The organism is Paenibacillus enshidis (assembly GCF_042136365.1).
In the GTDB taxonomy this organism is placed as follows: Bacteria; Bacillota; Bacilli; order Paenibacillales; family Paenibacillaceae; genus Paenibacillus; species Paenibacillus enshidis.
The window spans coordinates 1-739 of sequence record NZ_JBHHMI010000075.1; the positions used below are offsets into that span (position 1 = coordinate 1).

Sequence of the window (739 nt, forward strand, 5' to 3'; positions counted from 1 at the left end):
GGCACGTTCAATTGCCGCCCGATGACCTCGGCGATCTCGCGGAACGGAATGCCTACTTCACCGACGCCAAGCAGCCGTGAGCCGGCCGGGGCGGATTCCAGCGCCAGCCGGTACAGAACCGCCGCATCCAGGAGGTGAACCGCCGGCCAGCGGTTCGTTCCGTCGCCGATGTAGGCGGCGAAGCCCTTCTCCCGGGCGATGTTGATCAACGTCGGCACAAAGGCCCTATCGCCTTTACCGTGCACGGATGGTGCAAGCGTGACGATGGATGCCCGAATCCCCCGCTCTGCCATGGCGAGCACGGCATCGTCTACGGTATGTCCATTTTCGTGAGGGTGACCCGTAGTAATGAACGGCTTCCCGGAGCCTTCGAGCGCCGCCCCCACGGCTTCAACGGCCCGCAAATCCAGAGCCAGCGCAGCTTCAAAGTTGGAAAAATCGCCGGTGAACGCCAGATGAATCACGCCGTCCGCAGCTGCGGCGGCACTGCGCAGAGTATCAAGATCGTCCAGCGTGCCGTATAGCGCTTCAGCTCCCGCCGCCTTTAATCCCGCGGCTTTCTCTTCAGAACGGCAAAGACCTGTTACTGTATGTCCCGCGCTGATCAGTTCCCGGACGACCGCAGAACCGACATACCCTGTTGCTCCTGTAACAAAAACATGCATAATGATATCCTCCTTCATGAGTTGACTGCTTGAACATGTTAAGCATAAACTATGAAGTGAACTCTAGGGCAAGC

1 protein-coding gene is annotated in these 739 nt (G+C 59.1%); it reads right to left on the reverse strand.

What is annotated here, in order from left to right; translation table 11 throughout:
* Window positions 1-665: SDR family oxidoreductase (locus ACE41H_RS25140; protein WP_375358309.1), on the reverse strand; the 665-nt coding region annotated here is incomplete at its 3' end.
* Window positions 666-739 lie beyond the last annotated feature (74 nt).